The organism is Mesorhizobium australafricanum, from assembly GCF_033977265.1.
GTDB classification, from domain to species: domain Bacteria; phylum Pseudomonadota; class Alphaproteobacteria; order Rhizobiales; family Rhizobiaceae; genus Mesorhizobium; species Mesorhizobium australafricanum.
Genome location: NZ_JAVIIT010000008.1, coordinates 247,940 through 272,250, shown reverse-complemented (window position 1 = coordinate 272,250; position 24,311 = coordinate 247,940). Strand labels below are relative to the sequence as shown.

Here is a 24,311-nt window from a genome sequence, read left to right as displayed (position 1 = left end):
CGCTTAATCTCCCCCCTTTGCGGGTCCCGCAAGGGGGGAGATTAAGCGCTCGTCCGCTTTCGCCAATCGCCGATGTTGTGGCGCAATCCAATCCGGTTCATCCCCTGCCCTCCGCATGCTAACAGGGTCGCTTTCAACCTTAACAGCCGGGATGGATCAAGCACATGGCAGGTGAAAAAGTAGCTCTGGTGACGGCGGGCGGCAGCGGCATGGGGGCCGCGGCGGCGAAGCGCCTGGCGGCGGACGGGTTCAAGGTCGGCGTGCTGTCCTCCTCCGGCAAGGGCGAGGCGCTGGGCGCGGCGCTCGGCGGCTTCGGCGTCACCGGCTCCAACCAGTCGAACGACGATCTGAAGCGCCTCACCGACGGCGCGATTGCGCGCTGGGGCCGCATCGACGTGCTGGTCAACAGCGCCGGGCACGGGCCGCGCGCGCAGATCATCGAGATCAGCGACGAGGATTGGCACAAGGGCATCGACACCTATTTCCTCAACGCCGTGCGGCCGACCCGGCTGGTGACGCCGGTGATGCAAAGCCAAAAATCGGGCGTCATCATCAACATCTCGACCGCCTGGGCGTTCGAGCCGAGCGCGATGTTCCCGACCTCGGCCGTGGCGCGCGCCGGGCTTGCCGCCTACACCAAGATCTTCGCCGACACCTATGCCGCCGACAACATCCGCATGAACAATGTGCTGCCCGGCTGGATCGACAGCCTGCCGGCGACCGAAGAGCGGCGCGGCAGCGTGCCGATGCAGCGCTACGGCACATCGGAAGAGATCGCCGCGACGATCTCCTTCCTCGCCTCCGATGGGGCTGCCTACATCACCGGGCAGAACATCCGCGTCGACGGCGGCATCACAAGGGCGGTGTGAGATTAGGAAGCGCGGCCTCGGATCATCCCGGCCTGCGGGAATTGAGCACCCACAGAAAGGCTATCGCAGCCACCAGGACAATCGAATTGCCGACCACGATGTTCCAAAATCGTGTCGGATCGTCCGCCAGGGCGACCCAGTGCAACTTGCCCCGGACTTCGCCTGTCTTGATGCCGCAGGCGATGTTGTAGATCGCGACGGCGGCGAGCGCCACCATCAGGACAAAGAGGTCGTTGTTCTTGTTGCGATCCATGGCAGCGGCTTTTAACAGCGCTTGGTGAAATTTTACTTACCTAGGGTAAGGCGGCGCCGGCAACAATCGCCGCTCGCTAGACCGCCGCTCGCGAAAATGTCAGCTGAGTTCCTGGGCGAGTCCGAAGAGAAGTCCCTCGGGCCCGCGGAAGTAGCAGAGCCGATAAACGTCCTTATACCGGACGACTTCGCCGACGAGTTCGGCGCCGTGTTTGCGGAGCCTTGCGAGCGTCTCGTCGATGTCGTCCACGGTGAACATGACGCGGAGGTAGCCAAGCGCGTTGACCGGGGCGACGCGGTGATCCGCGACGACCGCCGGCCTGAGGAAGGTGGAGAGCTCGAGCCGGCTGTGGCCGTCCGGTGTGCGCATCATGGCGACCTCGACGTGCTGATCGCCCAGGCCAGTGACACGTCCGGCCCATTCGCCTTCGATCGTCGCCCGCCCTTCAAGCTCGAGGCCGAGTTCTCGAAAGAAATCAATCGCCCGGCCGAGGTCCTCGACGACGATACCCACATTGTCCATTCGCTTGAGCGCCATGCTTTCCAATCTCCAGGGGTTCGTTCCAACGACAAGGCGTCGAGCACCTCAACACCCGCGATTGGGCGACCGGGTGACCCGGCCGCCGTGCTTCGCAAGCTTACTGGTTGATCTCCGGCTCGACGAGCTTTGCCAGGTTGCGCAGCGATTCCTGCCAGCCGAGATAGCAGGCTTCGGCGGGGATGGCGTCGGGGATGCCGGCCTGGGTGATGTTGATCTCGGTGCCGACCGACACTTTCTTCAGGATCACGGTCACCTCGATCTGGCCCGGCAGGTTGGGATCGTCGAAGCGGTCGGTGTAGCGCAGGCGCTCACCCGCAACGAGCTCGACGAATTCGCCACCGAAGGCGTGGCTGTCGCCGGTGGTGAAGTTGCGGAAGGACATCTTGTAGGTGCCGCCGACCTTCCCCTCGAACTCGTGGACCGTGCAGGTGAAACCGTTCGGCGGCAGCCACTTCGCCAGCGCATCGGCCTCGATGAATGCGCGGTAGAGCTTCTCCGGCTTGGTCGCCAGGACGCGGTGCAGGTGGATGGTGCTCGGCATGTCTCGATATCCTCTTTCTGGTTTCGTTGATCGATGTCCCAAGGACGGGCGGGCTGCGGCCGACCCGACAAAGGCCGACAAATTTTTTGCCCGGCGGGCAAGCTTGCACAGAAATTGGTGAGCATCCCGCGCAAGTCGCCGATGGTGATATTGGGAGGTTCGCCACTTTTGCAACGAGCCATCAAGAACTGGGGCGCGCCGACACCTGAGGAGCCGGCCAATGTCGGCGGCCACTTGTCCTCCAGGTCGTCGGTTATGTCTTCCCATCCTTGAGGAAGCTCGATTAGCAATCCGTGAAATTGTCGCGCTCGTGGCGGCTCGGCCCCCGCTCATGGCACTCGGCCGCGCTGGTCAATCGCAGCCACGCGCGGCATCTTGCCCAATATTTCAGCATGATCTTTGCAATATTGAGTAAAATTGAGTAATTCAAGGTGTAATTATCGCGCTTAAATTGTATTAGGAAGGCCTTATTATGTTCATTTCTAATCATTAATCGATAAGCGGTAATTTTTTGTCTGTACTGTGACGCGAATCCTTGGAACCATAGGCCGGCTTGCAGGTTGGCCTGAAAATCAGGCGCCACCAAGGAAGGAGTGTCCGATGAGCTTCGTCGTCAACGCGATAGGCGTTCCTCTTTACTATAGCGGCGCCTCCAACCATTGGCTTTCGGCGTCCTCGCCCGGGACGTTCAACGGCACCTCAGGCAACGACTCCATCTGGGCCACCAGCGGCGTCAACGTCACCATGTATGGCGGCGCCGGGGACGACATCTATTACCTCTATTCGGCGGGCAACAAGGTGGTCGAGAACCCTGGTGAGGGTATCGACACGATCAACACATGGATGAGCTACACGCTGCCGAACAATGTCGAGAACCTCGTCGTCACCAACGCTCACAACTATGCCTTCGGCAATGCGCTGGACAACATCATCACCGCCACGGCGGGCGGCCAGACCATCGACGGCGGCGCGGGCAACGATGTCCTGATCGACGGCGGCGGCGGCGCCGATATTTTCATCATCGCGAAGGGCAACGGCAGCGACTCGATCGTCAATTTCGCCTCGAACGATGCCGTGCGGCTCGACGGCTACGGATTCACTTCGTTCTCCGCCGTCCACGACGCCATGATCCAGGCGGGACCCAATGTGGTGCTGAACCTTGGATCGGGCGAGATCCTCGAATTCAAGAACACCACGATCGACAAATTGCAGCCCAACCATTTCCAGCTGCCGATCGACAAGTCGGGCATGACGCTGTCCTTCAGCGACGAGTTCAACACGCTGAACCTTCACGGCAGCCAGGGCGGCACCTGGGATACCAATTTCTGGTGGGGCGCGTCGAACGGCAGCACGCTCACCCGCAATGGCGAGCTGCAGTGGTACATCGATGCCAATTACGGCCCGACCAGCTCGGTGCATCCGTTCAGCGTCGGCAACGGCGTGCTGACGATCACCGCGGCGCAGGCGCCGGCCGACATCAAGCCGCTGATCAACAATTACGAATACACCTCCGGTATCCTGACCACGCATGACTCGTTCTCGCAGACCTATGGCTATTTCGAAATGAGGGCCGACCTGCCTGAGCACGCCGGCGCCTGGCCGGCCTTCTGGCTGCTGCCGGAAGACGGCTCGTGGCCGCCGGAACTCGACGTGATGGAAATGTACGGACAGAAGCCGAATTCGCTGCTGATGACCGCGCACACCAACCAGACGGGCCAGCACACCACGGTCGGATCCACGGTGAACGTCATGGACACCGCCGGCTTCCACACCTATGGCCTCCTGTGGACGCCGGACAAGCTGGTCTGGACCTATGATGGCATACAGGTCGCCTCAGCGGCGACGCCGTCCGACATGAACAAGCCGATGTACATGCTGGTCGATCTCGCGATCGGCGGCCAGGCCGGCGCGCCGCCGGACCATCTCGCCACACCGGCCGAGATGAAGATCGACTATATCCACGCCTACACGCTGAACGAAGTGCAGCAGAGCCATTTGAACGTCACGGGCGAGCACACAGCCTAGGCGGCCGGGGCGATGTCGCGAGAGCGTGCTCCGACCAATTTGCCGCCCGTTTCCATGCGCAGGGTGTTCGGCCGCGCCGTCGCCGATGTCGGCCTGTTCTCGCTGCTCATCAACCTGCTCCTCCTGGTGATCCCGCTTTACCTGCTCCAGGTCTATGACCGGGTGCTGCCCTCCTCCAGCGTCGAGACGCTGGTCTATCTCTCGGTCATCGCGGTCGCGGCGCTTGGCTTCCTCGGCTTCCTCGACGCCATCCGCGCCGTCTACACCCAGCGCATCGCGGCTACGGTCAACGACAGGTTGGGCGCGAGGGTTTTCGCGGCTTCGCTCGGCGACAGGAATGCGCCGTCGCCCCTCACCGACCTCGCCTCGGTCTGCGCCTTCATCCGTTCGCGCGGCGTTTCGGTGCTGTTCGACCTGCCCTTCGCGCCGGTCTTCCTTGGCCTGCTTTATCTCATCCATCCGGTGCTGTTCTGGGTGACGCTCGGCGGCGTGGTGCTGCTTGTCGTGCTGGTCGTGGCCAACCAGCTTGCCATCGGCAGGAACGATGCGCGCTCGGCTGAACGTTCGGCTTTGGCCAGCCGAGCCGAGCAGGCCTTTGCCCGCAATGCCGAGACATTGCGCGCCATGGGCATGGTGGAAAACGCCGCGCGCGTATGGGGCCGGCATGTGGCGGAAGCGCTTGTCCTGCATGATCGTTCGGCCAGCGCCAACGCGATCTTCAGCGGCGTTTCCAGGGCGTTGCGCATGATGCTGCAATTGGCGATCCTCGGCGCCGGCGCCTGGCTGGTGCTCAAGGGCCAGATGACGGCCGGCATGATCTTCGCCTCCTCGCTGGTGTCGTCGCGCGCGCTGCAGCCGCTCGACCAGCTGATCGGTTCCTGGCGGCAGATCGTCGAGGCCAGGCGCGCGTGGACGCGGCTGGGAACCGCGCTGTCGGCGCTGCCGGGAGAGGCGCGCAAGCTCACCCTGCCCGACCCGACCGGCGCGGTTGCGGCGCAGGATCTCTTCTTCATCGCGCCGAACGCCGCCTTCGGCGCCGAGCCGATCCTGAAGCGGCTGAGTTTTGCCATCGGTGCCGGCGAAGCGGTGGCGATCGTCGGCCCGAGCGGCGCCGGCAAATCGACGTTGGCGCGGCTGCTTGTCGGGGCAGCGCAGCCGAACGGCGGTTCGGTCAGGATCGACGGCGCGGAGCTCAGGACCTGGGACGAAAACCAGCTCGGCCGGCATGTTGGCTATCTGGCGCAGGAGGTGGAGCTTTTTCCCGGCTCGGTCGGTGAAAATATCGCCCGCTTCGATGCACATGCCGACGATTCGGCAATCGTCGAGGCGGCAAGGCGCGCCGAGGCGCATGAGCTGATCCTGGCGCTGCGCGACGGCTACCAGACCGCGATCGCCGGGACGCTGTCGGGCGGCGAGCGGCAGCGGATCGGACTGGCGCGCGCCTTCTACGGCAATCCGCGCATCCTGGTGCTGGACGAGCCGAGCACGCATCTCGACGGCGCCGGCGAAGCGGCGCTCGAAGCGGTGCTCGCCGCCGCGCGCGCCGCGGGCGTCACGACGATCGTCATCACGCATCGGCCTTCGATTGCCGCCGCCTGCGACCGCGTGATGGTTTTGCGCGGCGGCGTCATCGAAGCGTTCGGGCCGAGCGCCGAGGTGTTGCGGCAGTCAACTGTCGATAAGGGCAAAGGCGCGCAGCGGAGCACCGTGGTGACGGGATCGTTCGCGCCGACCATCCGCGCCTCGCAGACCATCCGGCACGGGTCCTAGACGATGACACAGAGCCTCACCTTCGAAGGCCGGCCCCGCACCGACTTCCGGCGCACCGCCTTCGCCGGCTACGCGGCGATCGCGCTTCTGGCCGGCGGCTTCGGCTATTGGGCGGCTAAAGCGCCGCTTGCCGGCGCGGTGATCACGCAAGGCACGATCGCGGCGACCGGCGGCAACATCCTCATCCAGCATCGCGAGGGCGGCATCATCAGGCAGTTGCTGGTGCATGAAGGCGACCGCGTGCGCGAAGGCCAGGAGCTCATCCTGCTCGACCGGACCGCCCCGGAGGCCGATCTCAACCGGCTGACCCGGCAGTGGATCGCCCTCAAGGCAACTGCCGCGCGGCTGGAGGCCGAGCGCGACGGGTTGGACAGGCTGGCGCCGATCGCCGAGCCCTCACCCGCGCCGTTCCAGCAGGATTTCGAAAACCTGATCCGCGAACAGCAGAAGGAATTCGACGCCAGGCTTGCGCGCTTCCGCACGGAGCAATCGATCCTGGCGCAGCGCGTCGCCATGCATCGCGAGTCGGTGAAGGGCTTGAACGCGCAGAAGGCGGCAATCGAGCAGCAGGCCGAGGTGGTGAAGAAGGAGCTCGGCATCAAGACCGACCTGCTCGACAAGGGCCTCACCAACCGCACCGAATATTCGCAGCTGCTGCGCTCCGAGGCCGACCTCGTCGGCCAAGCCGGCGCGCTGGAGGCAGACCTCGCCTCGGCCAACACGCAGATCGTGGAGGCCGAGGCGCAGGCCGAACGCGCCACCACGCAGCGCGTCGAGGAAGCGCTGACCAAGCTCGACGATGTGCGCACCAACCTCGCCGATATCGAGGAGCAGATGCGCGCGGCGCAAGCCGTGCTGAAGCGCACGACGATCACTGCGCCCGCGGCGGGCATCGTCGTGTCCTCGACCTATAATTCGCAAGGCAGCGTGGTGGCGCCCGGCGAAAAGATCATGGAAATCCTGCCCACGTCATCGGGCCTGGTGGTGGACGCCAGGCTGCGGCCGAAGGACATCGACCAGGTGCATGTCGGGCAGACGGCAAAGCTCAGGCTCTCCGCGCTCAACACGCGCCTGACGCCGGAAGTCCCGGCCACGGTGAGCGAGATCTCCGCCGACCGGCTGATCGACGAGGCCACCCACGAACCCTATTTCCGCGCCAGGCTGAAGATCGCCGAGGCCCTGCCCCCCGGCGTGAAGGCCGAACAGCTTTATCCCGGTACCCCGGTCGACACCTTCATCAGCACCGGCAACCGGACTTTCTTCGAGTATCTGGTACGCCCGATGATGGACTCGTTCGCGCGGGCGTTCAGGGAGCGGTAGGGGCGCGCGGGATGCGTGTAGCCGTGGATCATCGCGGTGAAATTGTTGATGCAGTCGTAATAGACATTGCCGTCGACATCCCTGCACCCCTCGCCGCGCGCGGCGTGGGAAACGGATCGACAAAGACCGTGGTGCGCGTATTGCCGCCCGGCATCACCTTCCTGGCGCGCTCGAACAGGGTCTTCGATCCGGGCATTGCTTCGGGATAATGCGGCATGGCTCTCGCAGGCGAATTTGACTGTTGAAACGGCGGCGCACCGCTTGTCCCGAAGCTACGGGCCGATCGCGTACAAGCGCAATCGGCCACGCCGCGCATGCGACACGACCACGGCCGTTCCCGGCCGCTATCGTGGCGGCTCCGACCATCCCGGGCAAAGGCCTGCTTGCCGCGCGCGCCGGCCGCAGATAGCCGAGCTGGTTGAATTGAAGTCCCTCGCCTTTCCACCGGCGAAACCGGCGAGCGAATTAATGCGAAGCATCACTTTGCTTAGACCGTCCGACATTGGTCAACCCGCCGCCGGCAATTTCTCCTCCGATACGGCCGGGCAGGATGCCTAGTTCATTTGAATGATGCTTCCCACGCCAGAAGTTGTATCTTGTATTAGCCGACGGAACAATTCCGAAAGATGCAAATTATTGAGAGTTATTGGTTCACGTCAACATGGGGCGAACTTTTACAACGGAAAATCTTAATTCGGGCACGCACAGCCGCTATGGCGTGTTCTTGAGAACCGCGAGGATTGTCTAGCAGACGGAGGACGGTGGCCCGTGACATTCACCGATGGATATTACGACGACCTCGAAGGCGATGCGCGCCCGGCATGGGTTCGCTTCAGCATGCGCCACTGGAAGTGGAGCGCCGTTCCCGGATGCATCCTCCTCTTGGCGCTGATATCTCCGGCCGACGATGGCGCCGAAATGCAGCAACAGATCGTTGCGGCGCAAACAGAACTGGCTTCGACAAAAGTGCAACTGGGCCAGAGCCAGAACGCAGAGCGCACAGCAAGCGGGCAGGCAAGAGTGCTGGCCGGCACCTCGGCGGAGCAAGCAAGCGCCCTGAATGTGGCGAACCAAAGCAACGAAGCTCTCAAACTCGACCTGGAAGCGGCACGGCGCGTGATCAAAGGCTTGAAAGCACAAGCCATTTCCTCGAACGAAGCACGTAACGCCAAGGATGCGGCCTTGGCCGAGGCAAATCAATCGCTTGCCGAAGAGCGGGATAAGCTCGAGCAGTCCGAACGCGAACTCGCCATGGCCCGTCAGGCCGGCGACGCCAATGAGAGACGCGCAGATTTGGCTGTCGCGGAGCGGACCAATGCCCTGAAGGACCTCCGGTTGGCTGTCGCTGCTGCAAAGTATGCCAACGAGGCATTGGATCTGGAACGCGCGCGCGCAGCTTCGGCCGCAAGTGATGTCGACGTCGCCCGTCGCGAAAGAGACGCGGCAAGACAGGCATCTGCCGACTTGAGCGCCGCATTGGAGCAAGAGCGTCAAAAACTGACCGACATGTCCGTGGCCCTTACCGCCGCGCGAAAGGAGATCGACCTTGTCAAGGCGCAAAGCGCTGGCCGTACAGCGCAGATAGAGCGCGCGCCGAGGGCTCGTTCCGCCGCAGTGCCACTTGCCAGCCGGGATAGCCAACCCGTCCGTCAACCAGGTTTGCAGGACAAGAACAAAGCGAAGATTGCGAGATCACCGAAACGGGTTCTGGTGGCGACGACGATTACCCTCCCCGACGCGTTGCTTCCGACCCCGTCTCGATGACCATGGCCAGGAGCGCATTTGGGGTAGCGCTAACGCAGGCCGTAGGAGGGTTCCGAAATGGGCAAATACGTGGCAGTCGCCTTGATGATCGCAGCCGCCACCGGACCAGCAGCGGCCCTTGATGTCGGTGGAGGCGGCCAGGTCGGCGGCCTGGGCGTCGGCGCTGGAGTGAGCGTCGGTTCGCAAGGCGTTTCGGCTGGGGTGGGGGCAAGCGTCGGCGGGTCGGGCGGCGCAAGCGTTGGCGCGTCAGCGGGTACAGGCGGCGTTAGCGTTGGCGCGTCGGCAGGTGCGGGTGGGGCAAGCATTGGCGCGACCGGGAACGCTGGCACTGGGTCAGTCGGCGCAGGCGTTTCGGCTGGTGACACTCCGGGTAGCACCAGCGCAGGCGTTTCGACAGGTGCCGGCACAGCAACGTCAGGCACCGCGCAAACCGCGACCCCCGACAACCTCGCGGTTTTCTCCGCCAAACGCGCGACAACCGAGATCGGCCTCCCATCCATCCTGAAGCCGTCCAGCAACGGTGGCGGCGAGTTTGGGCGATCTACGGCGGGCTACCCCTTTGCGCACCTGGTGTCGCTGAAAGCGAAGCCAGGCACGCCACCCAAAGTCGTGAGTGCGTGCCGCACCGCGATCGCGTCCGCCGCGACGCCGCTTGGCGCCGTGCGCGTATACGCGGTCAGCGCCGGTCCGATGCGCCAACGCAAGGCCGGTCTGGCGGCCCCGATCGAGGTGCGAATAAACTATGCGCTCCGAAGTGGCGTCCAAGTACGACAGGCGAAAGTCCTGTGTCGCCTTGATGCAACGGGCAAGGTCTTCGCGGTAACGTAACGACCGGCCGTCATTGACCTAAAGCGCGTCGCGCTGAACCGGATTCAGGCGATGCGCTTTAAGTTTTTGTTTTTATGCATGTCGTTATCCCAGAACCGCTGCACACTTCTGGGCGACATGCATTAGCCATCGGCAGCAACCTTGCCGGGCTTGCGCAGTGAGAATGCTATCTGGCAACGTCATTCGCCACCGCGCGGTTCGGGTGCCTGAGATTGGTCGGCGTGATGCCGGTGTGCTGGCGGAAGACACGGCTGAAATGGCCGGCGTTTTCGAAGCCGCAGCGGTAGGCGATGTCGCCGATCTGCAGGTCGCTGCCTTCCAGCAGCGACTTGGCGTAGTGCACGCGCAGCGCCAGATAGGCGGCCATCGGGCTGGTGCCCAGTTCGGTGGCGAAAAGAGGCTCGAGCTGGCGGCGCGAGCAATTCAGCCGGCTGGCGATCTCGGTGACCGAGACCTTCTCCTGCAGATTGCTTTCCATCAGAAGCAGAGCCCGCTTCACCGCGCGGCTCGCGGCCTCGGGAAACAGGTCGCCGACCGGCTGCACGTCCCTGATGTTGCGGATGCGATCGAGAACCAGGATCTTGGCGGCTTTCTCCGCCGCCTTCTGGCCGATGAATTGCGAGACGAAATAGCCGGCGAGATCGGCCGCACCGGTGCCGCCGGCGCAGGTGGCGCGGCCGCGGTCGACGGAATAGAGGCTGTCGGCATGCGCGTTCACATCGGGGAACTCGGTACGAAAATCCTTGATGTGGAACCAGCTGACGGCGGCGCTGTAGCCGTCGAGCAGCCCGTAGCGCGCCAGCACGAAGCTGCCGGTGCAGAGCGCGGTGAGCGGCACGCCCTTGTCGGCCGCGCGCAGCAGGAACGCCTCTTTTTCCGAACTCAGCTTGCGGTTGGTGTCGAGCAGGCCGCCGACCACGACGACATTGTCGAAATCCTCCGGATTGCCGATCGCCCTGGTCGGCAGCAATTCGACGCCGCAGCTTGCCCGGATCGGCAGGCCGCGCTCGCCGACGATGTCCCAGTCGAACTCGACCCTGCGGCTGCGGTCGCCCTCGTCGCCGGCCAGCCGCAGCGTGTCGATGAACAGCGACAGCGGCGACAAGGTGAAATCGCGCACCAGGAGAAATGCGAACTTCTTGGCCATTCTTCTTGAGCCGTCCTCTTACGCATACGCACATTTTGCCAGGAGCACCGGCCGTGACATTATCAAAGGGCGCCCGGACCTTCCTTGAATACCGCATCCAGCCGATGCATGATTTCCTACGCGCGCTTTCGGCGACCGCCGGGCGTCGCAATCCGGCACGGCGCCGTCATCGCCGCGCCTTGCTCGAAACAGCGGAACCATCGGCGATGACGACCATCCATGAATTCGCTGTGTCGGAGGGGCAGGAATGGGTGCTGCCGGTCGATGACGGCGATTTCGAATTCTTCTTCGGCCTCGACGGACGCTCGCTGGACGGCTGGGAGCCGCCGGTCATGCGGCGCGTCGCGGAGGGCGAGCCGGTCTATTCCGATTTCCCGTGGCTCGGCGGGCATGCGCCGCTTTTGCGCCAGCCGGCCGTCGATGCGCTGGCGGCGGCGCTGCGCCCCTATGGCGAGTTCGTCGCTTTGCGCGGCGAGAAGGTGTGGCTGTTCAACGTCACGAATGTGATCGACGCGCTGGACGAGGCGCGGTCGCAGATCGTCCGGTTCGACGGCGGCGACATATTGGCGATCGAGCGATACGCCTTCGATGCCGGCAGGATCGGGAGCGCGGAAGTGTTCAAGCTGCCGATGCGGGCCTCTCCGGTCTTCGTCAATGACGTGTTCGTCGAGCGTGTGCGTCAGGCCGGGCTGCGCAACGTGTCGTTCAAGCCCGTATGGACTTCGGGCACGGCAATCGATTGAGGCGTACAACAGTTTTGCAGCCTGTTGCGGAAACGCCAATCGCCAATTTCGGCGCCGCCCCTCATCCGCCCTTCGGGCACCTTCTCCCCGTATAGCGACGGGGAGAAGGAATTGGCCGCGACGCCCTGGCCCGCCCTCTGGGCGCATCTGGAACAGGGCTCTGGCCCAACCCGGACATGCACGAACGGGATGGCCATTATAACCAGACGCTTTATAACGGGCGATCCGATTATGCCCACCAAGGGGAGACGATGCGTTACATACGTCCGCTTTCAATCGAAGATGCCGTTGGCGAGCTCGCCAAGGCGGTAGGCCCGGCCGCGATCCTGGCCGGGGGCAGCGACCTTCTGGTGAGGATGAAGGGCGGCTTCATCGAGCCCGAGCTGATCGTCGACATCAAGGCAATCGGCGGCCTGGCCGACATCACCGAAACGGCTGACGGCTTCCGCATCGGCGCCGCGGTGCCCTGCGCGGTGCTGGGCGAGAACAAGGCCGTGCGCAAGGCATGGCCGGGCGTGGTCGAGGCGGCCAATCTGATCGGCTCCAAGCAGGTGCAGGGACGCTGCACCATCACCGGCAATCTCTGCAACGCCTCGCCCGCCGCCGACAGCGTGCCGGCGCTGGTGGCGGCCGGCGCCAAGGCGGTCGTCGCCGGACCTTCCGGCAAGCGCACCATCGCCGTGGAAGCCGTGCCGACCGGACCGGGCCGCACTTCCCTTGCCAAGGGCGAGATCATCGAGGCGATCCTGCTCGACAAGCGTCCAGAGCACGCGGGCGACGCCTATCTGCGCTTCATTCCGCGCACTGAGATGGACATCGCGGTGGTCAGCGCCGGTGTGAACCTGACGCTGGATGACAAAGGCGCGATCAAGACCGCCCGCGTGGCGCTGGGCGCCGCGGCACCGACCGTGCTGCTGGTCGAGGAAGCCGGGCAAGTGCTGATCGGCTCGAAGCTCGACGAAGCGACGCTGGAGCGGCTGGCGAAGATCTGCGCGGGCGCCTGCCGTCCGATCGACGACAAGCGCGGCACCATCGAATTCAGACGAAAAGTCGCGGGCGTGCTGGCGCAAAGGGCCGCGGCAATCGCCTACAAGCGTGCGGGAGGCAAATAATGGCCGGTGTAGCTGTATCAACCACCATCAACGGCGACGCCGTCGAATATCTGTGCCAGCCCGACGAGACGCTGCTGGAAGTGCTGCGCGACCGCCTGGGTCTCACCGGCGCCAAGGAAGGCTGCGGCACCGGCGACTGCGGCGCCTGCAGCGTCATCGTCGACGGCAGGCTGGTCTGCTCTTGCCTGGTGCTGGGCGCGGAAGCCGAGGGCCGCAAGATCGAGACCATCGAAGGCATGGCGCATGGCGACCAGCTGCATCCGCTGCAGCAGAAGTTCCTTGAGCATGCCGCCCTGCAATGCGGCATCTGCACGCCGGGTTTCCTGATCGCGGCCAAGGACCTTCTGGCAAAGAACCCCTCGCCCACCGAGGAGGAAATCCGCTTTGGGCTGGCCGGCAATCTTTGCCGCTGCACCGGTTATGACAAGATCGTGCGCGCCGTCCAGGACGCGGCACAAGTGATGAAGGGAGCCTGATCATGAACTTCGATCCGCGCTACTCCGGACGTAATTTCTCCTCGGTCGGCACGCGGCCGATCCGCCCCGACGGCGTCGACAAGGTGACGGGACGCGCCCGCTATGGCGCCGACTTCAACATGGCGGGACAGCTGGTCGGCCGGATCCTGCGCAGCCCGCACGCCCATGCGGTGATCAGGAAGATCGACACCTCGAAGGCCGAAAAGCTCGCCGGCGTGAAGGCGGTGATCACGGCGAAGGACCTGCCCGACCTCACCGATGGCGATGCCGCCATGTACGACATTCTCGACAACTCGATGGCGCGCAAGAAGGCGCTCTATGACGGCCATGCGGTGGCTGCGGTCGCGGCGATCGACGCCCGCATAGCGCGCCAGGCGCTGAAGCTGATCGAGGTCGACTATGAGGTGCTGCCGCATGTTACCGATGTCGACGAGGCAGCGCACCACCACGCGCCGCTGATCAACGATCAGATCTTCACCGAAGGCCTCGAGGAGAAGCCGGCAAAACCCTCCAACGTCACCAAGCGCACGCAGTTCGGCCATGGCGACGTGCACAAGGGCTTTGCCCAGGCCGATTTCATCGTCGAGCGCTCCTTCAAGACCGAGCAGACGCATCAGGGCTATATCGAGCCGCATGCCTGCGTGGCGAGCGTCAACCCGGACGGCACGGCGGATTTGTGGGTGTGCACGCAAGGCCATTTCGTCTACCGCCAGCATTGCGCCCAGCTGCTTGGCATGGAAGCCTCGAAGCTGCGCGTCACCTCGTCGGAGATCGGCGGCGGCTTCGGCGGCAAGACCCATGTCTGGGCCGAGCCGGTGGCGCTGGCCCTGTCGCGCAAGGCCGGCCGCCCGGTGAAGCTGGTGATGACCCGCGACGAGGTGTTCCGCGCCTCAGGTCCGACCAGCGCCACCTCGATCGACGTCAAGATCGGCGCCAGGAAGGACGGCACGATCACCGCCGCGGAAGCGACGCTGCGCTATAGCTGCGGCCCCTATGCCGGCTCCTGGGCCGAGATCGGCGCGATGACGGCGTTTGCCTGCTACAAGCTCGAAAACGTCAAGACCGTCGGCTACGAAGTGCTGGTCAACCGGCCCAAGACCGCGGCCTATCGCGCGCCTTCCGCGCCGATGGCGGCCTTCGCGGTGGAAAGTTCGATCGACGAGCTCGCCCGCGAGCTCGGCATGGACGCGGTGGACTTCCGCATCAAGAACGCCGCGCAGGAAGGCACCCGCGCCTCCTACGGCCCGGTCTACGGACCGATCGGCATCGGGCCGACGCTGGAGGCGGTGAAGAAGCATCCGCACATGAAGGCGCCGCTCAAGGCGAACCAGGGACGCGGCATGGCCTGCGGCTTCTGGTTCAATTTCGGCGGCCAGACCTGCACGGACTTGAACATCGGCATGGACGGCTCGGTGTCGCTGGCCGTCGGCACGGTGGATGTGGGTGGGTCCCGCGCGTCGCTGTCGCTGGTGGCGGCGGAGGAGCTCGGCATCGACTATAGCCAGGTCAAGGCGATCGTCGCCGACACGTCTTCCCTCGGTTACAACGACATGACCGACGGCAGCCGCGGCACCTTCTCCTCCTCGATGGCGACGATCTCGGCCGCCCGCAACGCTATTCTGATCCTCAAGGATCGCGCAGCGCAGATGTGGGATATCCCGGTCGAGGACGTCACCTGGGAAAAGGGCCATGCGATCGCCAAGGGCGAGAAATACGGCAACCTCTCGCCGCTGTCGCTCAAGGACATCGCGGCAAAATCGGGCACGACCGGCGGGCCGATCGCCGGCCATAGCGAGCTCGTCGCCGACGGCGCCGGCGTCTCCTTCGCCACCCATATCTGCGACATCGAGGTCGACCCCGAGACGGGCTTCACCAAGGTGATCCGCTACACGGTGGTGCAGGATGCCGGCAAGGCGGTGCACCCGACCTATGTCGAGGGCCAGTACCAGGGCGGTGCCGCGCAAGGCATCGGCTGGGCGCTCAACGAGGAGTATATCTACGGCCAGGACGGGCGGCTGCAGAATGCGGGCTTCCTCGACTACCGCATCCCGGTCTGCTCCGACCTGCCGATGATCGACACGCAGATCCTGGAAATCCCCAACCCCAACCACCCCTATGGCGTGCGCGGCGTGGGCGAAACCTCGATCGTGCCGCCGCTGGCGGCGATCGCCAACGCGGTGTCGAACGCGGTCGGCGTGCGCATGACCCACATCCCGATGTCGCCGCCGCGGATCCTGGCGGCGCTGGATGCGGAGCGGGAAGGCTGAACCGAGGCTAGCGGCGATGGTCGAAGTCACCCTCTGGGGCTCGCTCAGCGCCGTCGCCGGAGGCAAGGCCAAGCACGACATCGAGGCCAAGGACATCAGGGAGCTGTTCCGCAAGCTGGCGGAACAGTATCCCGGCATCGAGCCGTGGATCGATCGCGGGATAGCGGTGGCGATCGATGGGACGATCTATCGCGATACGTGGTCGAAGGAGCTGCCAAAGGACGCGGAGATTTTTCTGCTGCCGAGATTGGCTGGGGGGTAGGCGGACAAGCATTCGCCCACCATCGACCTGCAGCCTTTAAAGAATTTTAGGCAGCTATGACTTGCCTAATGCATGTCGCCCAGAAGTGTGCAGCGGTTCTGGGACAACGACATGCATAAAAACAAAGACTTAAAGCGCGTCGCCTGGATCCGGTTCAGCGCGACGCGCTTTAGGACCAACACCCGCCGCTCCGTGTCCTCAGCGTAAATCTGGTAGACCGCCGCCTGAAAACTGGCTAGCCAAAGGCAATGTGGACGACCGACCACTGCGACTGTTACCGATGCGTCTCGACGAAAGCTTTGCAGCGAGGTGACAACTGCTCGATCTTGCCTTCAAGATCGCATTTACCCATCGGTTTCATGGGACAAAGCCGAGCGTAGTCACCGCGACATCCTTTGCCTTCGAAGATTCTATAGGTTCTTATCTGTGCCGGGTTGGTTCCGCTGACCGAACTGGATACCAGCCCGGTTCCGGTATCCATCGCGCCATCGCGTCCCGCCCCCTTTCCACCGCCGCCCCTGCCGCCTTTCGCAGACGCGACACCACTAAAAGAGGCGCATATGACACTTGCGCTCATGAGGAAAAGCAGCGCACGACGTGATGTAGGCATTGCCCAATCTCCCACTCCATTTTCGTTACAAATAGATTGCATAATTGCTGCACCGCTGGCATCGCATACTACTTGGAAGAGATGGAAATGCTGCGTCCGGCCCGGAACGGCAATCTAATATGCTTGCCAGTCGTCGCCGATAGCGCATTTTGTGCTTCGACTCCCGACCACGTTTTCCCTACAGGGCCCACGAACTGGGGAGCCTCCATCTGGTCAATACACTCAGTCGCCAGCTTGCGTCTGGGATTTGCAAGGAAATCGGCAGCTACCTTCGACCCGCATGGGTCGGAATCGATCACATCGTGTCCGATCCCCCGAAAGACGACCACTTGCCCGAAGGGCAGCGTTTCGGCTGCGTGGTTTGCCCACTCGGTTGGCGTCGCTGGATCATATTCTCCTGACAACAGAAGAGTCGGTATGTCAGTGCGGTGTGGCCGCTTCTGCGATGCCGGTCCGCTCTCAAGGATCCAAAGTGGGCACGCCCACGAGTAATCGTCTGATTCAACCCACTTTGCCCAATATTGGTCTTGCTTGCCACTCAGATTGGGAAGATCACTATCCGAGCAAGTGACGGAATAGTCCATTCCTTGGGAAATTTCCAAGTCGTCTGCCTCGAAAGATATCTCCGCCAACGGCCTGAAATCCTGTTCATAGGTCCTCCGGATCAGCTCCGGCAGCGTCGAGATAGCATCGCGATCATATAACATGCCAAATATTAGATCGAGGAAATCTGCGCCAGAAACATATGTATAGCGCGCTTGCTTTTCCGCACTCCGTAAAAATAACGGCTGACGGTCCAATTGTCTTGCGATAGTTTTGACAACTTCGGGTAGATCTTGAATACAGCTATTTGCTTTCTGGCAATCCCGCTCCAAAACCTTTAGTGACCGCTCCAAGTTTGGACCGTCTTCATCCAGGTAGTTGACGTCCAACGGAACAACCGAGTCCAATACGCTCGCGGAGACGCCTTCCGGGTGCTGATTCATCACTTCAAGAGCAAGTCTGGTGCCGTAAGACACACCATAGAGCACCCATTTTTCTATCCCGAGAGCGCGCCGAAGATCATTGATATCCTCCGCGTTTTCCTCGGTGTTGTAGGCGTCAAGGTCAATTCCTTTTGCGATCAACGCGGTCCGGCATGCGACAAGTTCTTTTCTTTGGACCTTGCCAAAGCTGTTGTCGGCCCCGACGTTCGACAGAATTCCGTTCCAGTGATCAGGCTCAAAATATTGAGAGCAGTCCAGAGCCGGAGCAGATTTTCCAATACCCCGCTGGTCAACGACGACCACTCGGCGACCAATCATCCAACTTTGGGCGCCAATGAATTCCCACCAAGAATCAATCTCTTCGCTGCTACCGATCTCAGCGGGCTGGCCCGGCCCTCCCGTGAGGAACACGATAGGCTCATGTCGTTCGCGGTCCGGCTCGAAGACGACAACTGACAGGACAACCTGATTACTGGTCTCTTTCTTGCGGTTTTCAGGTACATTGAGGGTCCCGCACGTCATTGCGCGATCTCGCGGCATTTCGAACCAACAGTTCGTTTTTTTGAACTCCGCCGCATAGACATCTCCGCACTCCGCGCAGATGAGAAATGCAACCGACGCTACCGCGAGATACAAGTTGATGAACACGTATCGGGCCAAAGTTAGCGTCTGACCCCTTTTTTCAAAGAGATGCCCTGTAGCATTCATTTTCTGCTTACCCCCCATGACGAGCAGTCTTGCTACACGCCGACTGCCACGCTAAATAGAATACATACGATAAAGGCGCAAACAACGTTGCTACTTACGCCGGAAATGCTCAGCGGAAGCTTTCCGGACGCATAGCAAATGCTCGGTGCTTTAAGGTCGCATTTGCCGATCGATGTAGTCGGCTATGGCCGCTCGTAATCGCGGCTGCGTTCTTGTCCCCCTGAAAGTCTTGAAAGTTTGTTCCTACCTCCGCTCACCGAGAGCACATTAGAATACTCTAATTCAAAGGTCGAGACAAGGCGACAGATGGGAGGATGTAGTGATTTTGATTGAGCCGCGCGTCTTATGTCGAGAGCCAGTACCAGTTCCGGGGCTCGCTAGGCGCCGCCGCCGGAGGCCGGAGCAAGGTCGACATCGAGGCCCCAAGACATAGGGAGCTGTTCCGCAAACTCTCGGAACAGTATCCCGCCCTCGAACAGAGCGATCGCGGGATCACGGTGGCGATCGACGGGGACGATCTATCGCAATACCTGGTCGAAGGAGCTGCCGCCTGGGGCGGAGATTTTCCTGCTGCCGCGGCTGGCTGGGGGGTAGGCAGACCGGCGGGGTCACGATCTCGACGTTCCAGGGCCGGCATTCATTCAAGGCTCGGCGAATCCGCTTTTTGGAAGCCGCCCTTCGTCAGCCCGTTTCGCTTCCTGGAATTGCCTAAAGCGCGTCGCGCTGAACCGGATTCAGGCGACGCGCTTTAAGTCTTTGTCTTGATGCATGTCGTTGTCCCAGAACCGCTGCACACTTCTGGGCGACATGCATTAGCGATCGTCTCAAGGAATCGATCGGCGAAGTCGGCGAGTGCGTTCCAGTCGGTGAATTCGTGATCGCGCTCGAGGCTCGGATCGCCGTTCTTCATGACGACGAATTTGACGAACTGCTCCTGAAAGTAATCGTACTTGGTGAAGCGCAGGGCGCCCCCGAGAAGGAGGGTCATGCGGGGTTGCCACGCCGTCACGGAAACGAAGCGATCCACGTATCTTTTAGCGTCCACGTTGTGGCCTTCCAGCGCCGCCGACAGGCTGACGGATATGAGGGCCGAAGGCTTGGCGCTCAGCAGGTCGTGATGCGCAAACACGAAGTTCGTGACGGCTTCCTGGTGGTGCTCCTGGTGGACCGACGCGGCGATGACGAACGCGTCGAAGTGTCCGAGCTTCAAATCGGATGCAAGTGCCGCGCTATCCTGCAGCGGTTCGTCATGGCGATTTCCTCCGCTATATCGCCACCAGCAGCGCAGTCTACTTCGCCGCCTTCCCCTTATCGCCACTCCCCGCATCCGGCGCTTTCGGCGCGGGGGCGGCTGTCACGCCGATGGCGGAGACCCGCCAGCGGTTGTCGACGTTTTCGAAGGACAGGTCGAAATCGATTTCCAGCGGCTGCGTGGGGAACAGGCCTACAAGGTGCAGTTGCTTCTGGGGATCGAGAAAGGGCGGCGTGGACAGTTGCGGGGCGACGACGGCAACCGCCGTGAGATCGGCGCCGGACTGGCGCAGCGCCTGGAACCTGATCGCAAGGTCGGCTGCGGTGTTCTGGGCGCGAAAGCCTGGCGAGCCCATGTCCCTCAGCACCGTGAAGTTGCCTGTCTCCACCGCCTGCTGGAGAGCCATCATCGTGCTGCGGGCGAGATAGATCGATTGCGCGGCATTTGCCGGCCAGGCGGGCGCGGCCGGTGCGGCCGGCGATGCCTCCTTCTTCTTGCCCGACGCCGGCGCCGGCGCCGGCGTCTGTGTCTGTGTCTGTGTCTGGGCAAGGCCAGGCCCGGCGGCGCACACGACCAGCGTCGCCGCCAGGAGGGTTGTGACCATTCGCATCGGCATCATCATGTCCAGCCGGCGGGCCGCTTCCTACCAGCTCATCCTCAGGCCCAGCCGTCCGCCGGCCATGCGCCGGTTGGGATCGAAGGCGACGCCGCCATTCAGCTGGAGCTGCGAGCCGAGCCGGGCGCCCGCGCTGAGCGCAAAGGCATTGGCGCCTTCGAACGTGCCCCAGTTCAAGGTGGTGACGAATTTTTCGTCCGGAAGCACCGTCGGGGCGCCGGCCAGCGCCATGGCCATGGCGACGCCGGAATAGGCGCGGCTGCCGACGCTGTCGATGCGCGAGTTGAGGCTATTGAATTGCGCAGGGTCGGCAAAGCCGAGAGCGCCCGGGGTCACGGAGGCGAGATGGCCGCTGGAATCGGTGGTGACGATCTCAATCGCGCCGATTTGGGCCGATGAGCTTGCCGCCGACGTCAAGCCGGGCATCGCATAGGTGTTGCTCGCCGTTCCGAACACCTGCTCGTTCCGCCTTGTCGCGACCGCGCCCGAGCCATAGGCCGCCGAGCCCGCATAGCCGGCGCTGGCACCCTGGCCGATCGCAACCGCGTTCAGGCCGGCCGAGGATGCGCCCGATCCCATGGCGATTGCGTTGGCGCCGGTCACGGTCGTTGCGTTGCCGAGCGCGACGGCGTTGGTGGCGTTGACCGTGTTGCCCGATCCTATCACCACCGATCCGGAGGAATTGGCGGTGCTTGCGACGGTGTTGTTCGAGCCGAGGACCTGGATCCCGTCGCCGTTGCCGGCGACGTTCGGGGCGTTGACGGCATTGTCGTCGCCGTAGACGAAGGACTTGTCGCCGTTGACGACATTGGGATCGCCGATCGCGTAGCTGCCGTTGCCGTTGACGGTGTTGCCCGTGCCGAAGGCGCCGCTGTCGTCGCCCGTGACGCTGTTGTTGGAGCCGATGACGGTGGTGTTGTCTCCCTGCGACTGGTTGTTTGTGCCGCCGGCCAGCGCGTTGGTGCCGCTGGCGTTGCTGCCCGAGCCGGCCGCGGTGGAATTGGTCCCGCTCGCGTTCGGCTGCGTGCCGGAGGCGGTCGTGTCGTAATAGGGCGGATTTCCGCTTCCGCCGGTGATGCACGCCAGGTCGCCCGAGGCATTGGTGCCAATGCCGGACGTGCAGCCCGCAAGCGATGCAAAGCGGACAGTGCCCACGACATCGAGGCCCGCGGCCGGCGTATCCGTGCCGATTCCCACATTTCCATTTCCATCGATGGTCATGCGCGTCACGCCATCGGTGGCAAGGAGAAGCCGGCCGCTCGAGCCGGTCGCCGAATGGGCGTTGATCAGCGAGGTTCCGACGCCGAAGCTCGCGCCGCCATAGCCGAGCGTCAGCCCGTCCGCGTTGGCCGCCGAGGACACGCCGATGGTCTCGAACGTATCTTCCAAGGAGCTGCCGTAGACATGCAGCTTGCTGTCGGGGGAAGCGGTGCCGAGGCCGACATTGCCGTTCGCGGCGATGTCGATGCTGCTCGTCGGCGCGCCCGGCCGGATGCGGAAAGGAAGCCGGCTGCCGTTCGTCGTGTCGCGGACGAAGAAATTCGCCTCGTTGGCGCCGATGTCCCAGGTCTGCGCCGTGAAGCCGCCGGCGTTTGTCTGCTCCAGGCGGATCGCGGGCGTATCGCCTCGGGTTATCTGCAGGCCAAGCGCCGGGTTGGACGTGCCGAGCCCGAGATTCCCAGAGCTACTGACATAGACCGCGTTCTCGGGAGCGCCCGCATCCACGCGGAACACCATCCTGTTGTTCGTCGCATCCTGGATGCCGAAGTAGTTGGCGCCACCCGACCCGGTATCGTTCGCGATCAGCGCCCAGTCGTTGGCGGCATATCCGGCCGACGTGCTCGTGTCGTCGAAGTAAATGCGTGTGTTGTTTTCCTTCACGACGATCGTGTTGAACCCGAAGGACTCGTTGTTGACGCAATCAAGGCCCACGCAGAGGCTTCCCTGAACGATCTGGTCGTCCGCAACGACATTGTCGGCCAGCGCATCGGCAACCGGCATGGCGAGGATCGCCGCGCCCAGGCACAACGCGGCGCATTTCGTCGCGAGCTGTTTTGGTTTCGCCACAAGTCCCTCCCCCGAGGATCATTGATCGCAGATATGCAGGCTTATGTGCTGGCCGTCAGTTTGGCAAGCAGTAGAACCGCTCGCCGCAGCTCTTTATCGCGTGTGTGTCTCGAGCACATCACCAGTAACGGCCGGGCTGTGTTCATTTCTTTTCCAGCCTGGATTATGCTGCCCTTGCGCAGCTCCAATCGTGAACTTGGCAAACACGCCGTGTCGGGGGCGGCAGATTTTAGCAAATCTGCATATATGCAACTGAATCCGATTGACGCTTCCGCAGTTCGCCACGTGCAACGTGGTCTCTGGCTCTCTCGTCGCGCGTGCATGGCTGCGAGGACGCGCTGCCTCACACCCCCAGCGTCGGCTCGGTATTCACCTCCGGGGCCTCTTCGCCTCGTCCTCCTCGCGCAGCACCTCGCCATGCGCCGCCAGCGCGCGGCCGATCCAGATCGGGTCGACAAGGTGGTCGCGTTTGGGGTTGGTGGTGTTGGGGTGGATGAGGATACTCAGGCCGCCGTGGTCCAGCATCAGCCATGGCAGCATCGGCGTGTTTGGCGCGCAATCGCAGAGCGCAGCGCTGGCCCCCACTCCGTCTCGGCTTTGAGCCACCTCTCCCCCATTTCATGGAGGGAGAGGAAATGCCAATCTCCGAAGTCACGGCCTGACAGGCTGCGTTCGGCGGCCAGCTTCAAGCGGCCGGCTTCAAAGAGCCGACTGAATATCGCCACCTGGTCTTCGCGGTTTGATCTTTGCGAGGCGGTCTCTTGCATCGGCGACGCGCCGTTGCGCGGATCGTATTCGGCAGCACAGCGCGAGATTGACGCTGACGCCGTTGTCCGCTTCAAGCATTCCTTCGGCACGTTCCAGCGCGCATTCGGCCCGGTTCAAGCGTTGACGGGCCTTGGCCAGTTCTAGGTCTAGAAGTTCAAGCATTGTTCCGCATTCGTCGTTGCGGTCCCTTCGCTTGGGAAACCGTCGCCGATTGCATTTGTTCCTGGATTCATAATCGGGCTGGTCGGCGCCAATGTCTTCCAAGCGATTGCTAATGGAACATTTCGGCAAGGAAGCCGTTCGATAGGCAGACGGCGCGCTGACCGCGCCGCGTCGGGATGAGTCTGCCATCTCCGACCAGCGGGGGTTCCGGAGAAGCCGGCATTCTCGCAGGTCCCGATAGAGAGCCCGTTTCCGGTCAGGGAACGGGCTCTTTCACATTTTGGCATGACGCTTCGGCCTGGCGGGTGGCCGGCGCCGCTCTTGTTGGGAGATTGCCTGAACAGGCGCCGGCCGAGGCGGTCCATTAGGACCGCCGCATATTCAAATAGGCTAATGTACACCAAAGGGAAGGATATGGGTGCGATCGCGTGGGCCCTGATGCGCAAGCGGCTACTCGTCCTTGTAGGACTTGGCGGCGTCGTCGATTTTGCGCCAGTCATTTCCGTAGCGACGCACAAGCTCCCGCGCCTGGTTCGGTGACACGTCTTGCGTTTCGACCACGTGTTTAACCTCCGCATCCTCACCCTTCAGAGGGCGAGTTCGCGGCTTTCGCGGTTTTGTGGCTGGTGCCCGATCTCGACTCGCCATGAAACAGAAACCTTCGATTTCCGATAAAACCGGCGAGCATTGGAAAAGTTTCATACAAGCCCCGCCGGAGCTACGCCTCCAACGTCGGCTCGGTATTCACCTCCAGGGCTTCTTCCGCCTCGTCCTCCTCGCCGAGAACCTCGCCATGCACGCCGAGCGCGCGGCCGATCCAGATCGGGTCGATCAGGTGGTCGCGCTTGGGGTTGGTGGTGTTGGGGTGGATGAGGATGCTCAGGCCGCCATGGTTCAGCATCAGCCAGGGAACCAGCGTGGCGAAAATTTCGGTGGCGAAGGAGACCTGGTACATGGCCTGCTCGTGCGGGCCGACCGGCTCGTCGCGCCAGTTGCCGAGGCGCACGCGGAAGCGTTCCGCGATGCGCAGGCGCAGCCATTCGGCGTGCTGCCGGTCGGCCTCTCCGTCATAGTAGATATGGGCGTGGTAGCTGGCGATCTCCGCGAGCCGCCTTGGATCCTGCGACTTGGCTTCGTTCATCGCGATGCTCCCTCCCCGAAGTTTCCAGTGCGCGGGACTCTAGGTGGTTCTTCGTTTCAGGGAAACGGTGAACCGCTCAACGGT

General features: G+C 63.0%; 22 protein-coding genes. 11 read left to right on the top strand and 11 right to left on the bottom strand.

Annotated features, from left to right (window positions below):
- Positions 1-164: 164 nt before the first annotated feature.
- Complete coding sequence (locus RFM98_RS18125; protein WP_320310152.1) at positions 165-869, top strand: SDR family oxidoreductase; 705 nt, start codon at positions 165-167, stop codon at positions 867-869.
- A 22-nt stretch (positions 870-891) separates the two neighbouring features.
- Here the strand turns inward: RFM98_RS18125 and RFM98_RS18120 are convergent, their stop codons facing one another.
- The 3 genes from RFM98_RS18120 to RFM98_RS18110 form a co-directional block, all read right to left on the bottom strand.
- Positions 892-1,122, bottom strand: coding sequence for a hypothetical protein (locus RFM98_RS18120; protein WP_320310151.1), 231 nt, complete (start codon positions 1,120-1,122; stop codon positions 892-894).
- Between the two features lie 99 nt (positions 1,123-1,221).
- Positions 1,222-1,659, bottom strand: a complete 438-nt coding sequence (locus tag RFM98_RS18115; RefSeq protein WP_320310150.1) for a VOC family protein — start codon at positions 1,657-1,659, stop codon at positions 1,222-1,224.
- 100 nt (positions 1,660-1,759) lie between these two features.
- The gene (locus RFM98_RS18110; protein ID WP_320310149.1) at positions 1,760-2,203 is read right to left on the bottom strand and encodes an SRPBCC family protein; all 444 of its coding nucleotides are present in this window, start codon (positions 2,201-2,203) and stop codon (positions 1,760-1,762) included.
- 600 nt (positions 2,204-2,803) lie between these two features.
- Here RFM98_RS18110 and eglC point away from each other — a divergent pair.
- The 5 genes from eglC (at position 2,804) to RFM98_RS18085 (ending at position 9,082) form a co-directional block, all read left to right on the top strand.
- Positions 2,804-4,228, top strand: coding sequence for an endo-1,3-1,4-beta-glycanase EglC (gene eglC / locus RFM98_RS18105; protein ID WP_320310148.1), 1,425 nt, complete (start codon positions 2,804-2,806; stop codon positions 4,226-4,228).
- Between the two features lie 12 nt (positions 4,229-4,240).
- Positions 4,241-5,998, top strand: a complete 1,758-nt coding sequence (locus RFM98_RS18100; RefSeq protein ID WP_320310147.1) for a type I secretion system permease/ATPase — start codon at positions 4,241-4,243, stop codon at positions 5,996-5,998.
- Between the two features lie 3 nt (positions 5,999-6,001).
- On the top strand, positions 6,002-7,318 hold the full coding sequence (locus RFM98_RS18095) for an HlyD family type I secretion periplasmic adaptor subunit (RefSeq protein WP_320310146.1): 1,317 nt from the start codon (positions 6,002-6,004) through the stop codon (positions 7,316-7,318).
- A gap of 11 nt (positions 7,319-7,329) precedes the next feature.
- On the top strand, positions 7,330-7,527 hold the full coding sequence (locus tag RFM98_RS18090) for a hypothetical protein (protein WP_320310145.1): 198 nt from the start codon (positions 7,330-7,332) through the stop codon (positions 7,525-7,527).
- 559 nt (positions 7,528-8,086) lie between these two features.
- Positions 8,087-9,082, top strand: a complete 996-nt coding sequence (locus RFM98_RS18085; protein ID WP_320310144.1) for a coiled-coil domain-containing protein — start codon at positions 8,087-8,089, stop codon at positions 9,080-9,082.
- Between the two features lie 994 nt (positions 9,083-10,076).
- Here the strand turns inward: RFM98_RS18085 and RFM98_RS18080 are convergent.
- Positions 10,077-11,057, bottom strand: a complete 981-nt coding sequence (locus RFM98_RS18080) for a GlxA family transcriptional regulator (protein ID WP_320310143.1) — start codon at positions 11,055-11,057, stop codon at positions 10,077-10,079.
- 53 nt (positions 11,058-11,110) lie between these two features.
- On the opposite strand from RFM98_RS18080, the gene RFM98_RS18075 reads away from it, so the two are divergent.
- From RFM98_RS18075 to RFM98_RS18055, 5 genes are all read left to right on the top strand, one after another.
- Positions 11,111-11,800: an imm11 family protein gene (locus RFM98_RS18075; RefSeq protein ID WP_320310142.1), complete on the top strand. Its 690-nt coding sequence runs from the start codon at positions 11,111-11,113 to the stop codon at positions 11,798-11,800.
- 251 nt (positions 11,801-12,051) lie between these two features.
- Entirely contained in the window at positions 12,052-12,912 is an 861-nt protein-coding gene (locus tag RFM98_RS18070) for an FAD binding domain-containing protein (protein ID WP_320310141.1), read from the top strand.
- Complete coding sequence (locus RFM98_RS18065) at positions 12,912-13,388, top strand: (2Fe-2S)-binding protein (protein WP_320310140.1); 477 nt, start codon at positions 12,912-12,914, stop codon at positions 13,386-13,388. The genes RFM98_RS18070 and RFM98_RS18065 overlap by 1 nt, the downstream gene beginning before the upstream one ends.
- A gap of 2 nt (positions 13,389-13,390) precedes the next feature.
- Positions 13,391-15,655, top strand: a complete 2,265-nt coding sequence (locus RFM98_RS18060) for a xanthine dehydrogenase family protein molybdopterin-binding subunit (protein ID WP_320310139.1) — start codon at positions 13,391-13,393, stop codon at positions 15,653-15,655.
- Positions 15,656-15,671: 16 nt separating this feature from the next.
- Positions 15,672-15,917, top strand: coding sequence for a MoaD/ThiS family protein (locus RFM98_RS18055; protein WP_041001561.1), 246 nt, complete (start codon positions 15,672-15,674; stop codon positions 15,915-15,917).
- Between the two features lie 678 nt (positions 15,918-16,595).
- Here RFM98_RS18055 and RFM98_RS18050 read toward each other — a convergent pair.
- The 7 genes from RFM98_RS18050 to RFM98_RS18020 all read right to left on the bottom strand — a co-directional run bounded on the left by RFM98_RS18050 (position 16,596) and on the right by RFM98_RS18020 (position 24,227).
- Positions 16,596-18,239: an alpha/beta hydrolase gene (locus RFM98_RS18050; protein ID WP_320310138.1), complete on the bottom strand. Its 1,644-nt coding sequence runs from the start codon at positions 18,237-18,239 to the stop codon at positions 16,596-16,598.
- Between the two features lie 730 nt (positions 18,240-18,969).
- Positions 18,970-19,431 (bottom strand): flavodoxin domain-containing protein, encoded by a 462-nt coding sequence (locus RFM98_RS18045; protein WP_347349893.1) that lies wholly within the window; start codon positions 19,429-19,431, stop codon positions 18,970-18,972.
- Between the two features lie 79 nt (positions 19,432-19,510).
- Positions 19,511-20,077, bottom strand: a complete 567-nt coding sequence (locus tag RFM98_RS18040; protein WP_320310136.1) for a hypothetical protein — start codon at positions 20,075-20,077, stop codon at positions 19,511-19,513.
- Between the two features lie 39 nt (positions 20,078-20,116).
- Positions 20,117-22,156: a hypothetical protein gene (locus RFM98_RS18035; protein WP_320310135.1), complete on the bottom strand. Its 2,040-nt coding sequence runs from the start codon at positions 22,154-22,156 to the stop codon at positions 20,117-20,119.
- A gap of 369 nt (positions 22,157-22,525) precedes the next feature.
- Entirely contained in the window at positions 22,526-22,741 is a 216-nt protein-coding gene (locus tag RFM98_RS18030; protein ID WP_320310134.1) for a DOPA 4,5-dioxygenase family protein, read from the bottom strand.
- A 114-nt stretch (positions 22,742-22,855) separates the two neighbouring features.
- The gene (locus tag RFM98_RS18025; protein WP_320310133.1) at positions 22,856-23,086 is read right to left on the bottom strand and encodes a hypothetical protein; all 231 of its coding nucleotides are present in this window, start codon (positions 23,084-23,086) and stop codon (positions 22,856-22,858) included.
- 718 nt (positions 23,087-23,804) lie between these two features.
- On the bottom strand, positions 23,805-24,227 hold the full coding sequence (locus RFM98_RS18020; RefSeq protein WP_320310132.1) for a DOPA 4,5-dioxygenase family protein: 423 nt from the start codon (positions 24,225-24,227) through the stop codon (positions 23,805-23,807).
- Positions 24,228-24,311 lie beyond the last annotated feature (84 nt).

Excerpts from the sequence above, each read along its gene's own strand:
- RFM98_RS18095 (WP_320310146.1), top strand. The coding sequence starts at position 6,002 with ATGACACAGAGCCTCACCTTCGAAGGCCGGCCCCGCACCGACTTCCGG.
- RFM98_RS18040 (WP_320310136.1), bottom strand. The coding sequence starts at position 20,077 with ATGGTCACAACCCTCCTGGCGGCGACGCTGGTCGTGTGCGCCGCCGGG.
- RFM98_RS18065 (WP_320310140.1), top strand. The coding sequence starts at position 12,912 with ATGGCCGGTGTAGCTGTATCAACCACCATCAACGGCGACGCCGTCGAA.
- RFM98_RS18070 (WP_320310141.1), top strand. The coding sequence starts at position 12,052 with ATGCGTTACATACGTCCGCTTTCAATCGAAGATGCCGTTGGCGAGCTC.
- RFM98_RS18080 (WP_320310143.1), bottom strand. The coding sequence starts at position 11,057 with ATGGCCAAGAAGTTCGCATTTCTCCTGGTGCGCGATTTCACCTTGTCG.
- RFM98_RS18050 (WP_320310138.1), bottom strand. The coding sequence starts at position 18,239 with ATGGGGGGTAAGCAGAAAATGAATGCTACAGGGCATCTCTTTGAAAAA.
- RFM98_RS18055 (WP_041001561.1), top strand. The coding sequence starts at position 15,672 with ATGGTCGAAGTCACCCTCTGGGGCTCGCTCAGCGCCGTCGCCGGAGGC.
- RFM98_RS18115 (WP_320310150.1), bottom strand. The coding sequence starts at position 1,659 with ATGGCGCTCAAGCGAATGGACAATGTGGGTATCGTCGTCGAGGACCTC.
- RFM98_RS18090 (WP_320310145.1), top strand. The coding sequence starts at position 7,330 with ATGCGTGTAGCCGTGGATCATCGCGGTGAAATTGTTGATGCAGTCGTA.
- RFM98_RS18100 (WP_320310147.1), top strand. The coding sequence starts at position 4,241 with ATGTCGCGAGAGCGTGCTCCGACCAATTTGCCGCCCGTTTCCATGCGC.
- RFM98_RS18025 (WP_320310133.1), bottom strand. The coding sequence starts at position 23,086 with ATGCTTGAACTTCTAGACCTAGAACTGGCCAAGGCCCGTCAACGCTTG.
- RFM98_RS18110 (WP_320310149.1), bottom strand. The coding sequence starts at position 2,203 with ATGCCGAGCACCATCCACCTGCACCGCGTCCTGGCGACCAAGCCGGAG.
- RFM98_RS18125 (WP_320310152.1), top strand. The coding sequence starts at position 165 with ATGGCAGGTGAAAAAGTAGCTCTGGTGACGGCGGGCGGCAGCGGCATG.
- RFM98_RS18060 (WP_320310139.1), top strand. The coding sequence starts at position 13,391 with ATGAACTTCGATCCGCGCTACTCCGGACGTAATTTCTCCTCGGTCGGC.
- RFM98_RS18120 (WP_320310151.1), bottom strand. The coding sequence starts at position 1,122 with ATGGATCGCAACAAGAACAACGACCTCTTTGTCCTGATGGTGGCGCTC.
- RFM98_RS18020 (WP_320310132.1), bottom strand. The coding sequence starts at position 24,227 with ATGAACGAAGCCAAGTCGCAGGATCCAAGGCGGCTCGCGGAGATCGCC.
- eglC (WP_320310148.1), top strand. The coding sequence starts at position 2,804 with ATGAGCTTCGTCGTCAACGCGATAGGCGTTCCTCTTTACTATAGCGGC.